The organism is Corynebacterium tuscaniense, assembly GCF_008693065.1.
Taxonomy (GTDB): domain Bacteria; phylum Actinomycetota; class Actinomycetes; order Mycobacteriales; family Mycobacteriaceae; genus Corynebacterium; species Corynebacterium tuscaniense.
Window position 1 is genome coordinate 1 of the sequence record NZ_VXKH01000169.1, and the last position, 655, is coordinate 655.

The window sequence follows — 655 nt, forward strand, 5'->3', positions numbered from 1 at the left end:
AAGCACTGATACTACCCACCGCGGATGCACTGCTAGTCTTCTTTGAAGATTGGTGGTGTTGATGTCGTGGGGCCTGATGTGTGGTTCAAGTGATGGGGTGACGCAGTGAGGTAGCCACGCCACTTATTGGATTGGTGGTGTAAGCGTGCAGATCGTGTGGTAGGTAAATCCGCCACACATTTGGTTGAGACGTGATGCGTAGACCCACAAGGGTTGATGGTGGTGATCCTGTACTGTCGAGAAAAGCCTCTAGCGATGTGTGTGTATGGCCCGTACCCTAAACCGACACAGGTAGTCAGGTTGAAAATACTAAGGCGTTCGGGTGAACTGTGGTTAAGGAATTCGGCAAAATGCCCCCGTAACTTCGGGAGAAGGGGGGCCTCACGACGTGAAGGTCTTTACGGCTGGAAGCGTTGTGGGGTCGCAGAGAATAGAGGGAAGCGACTGTTTATCAAAAACACAGGTCCATGCGAAGACGTTAAGTTGATGTATATGGACTGACGCCTGCCCGGTGCTGGAAGGTTAAGAGGACCGGTTAGTCATCTTTGTTGGCGAAGCTGAGAATTTAAGCCCCAGTAAACGGCGGTGGTAACTATAACCATCCTAAGGTAGCGAAATTCCTTGTCGGGTAAGTTCCGACCTGCACGAATGGCGT

Annotated in this window: 1 rRNA gene; it reads left to right on the forward strand. The window is 51.3% G+C overall.

The features are described from left to right. Positions 1–655: ribosomal RNA gene (locus F4V54_RS11095) — 23S ribosomal RNA — on the forward strand; the annotation flags it as partial.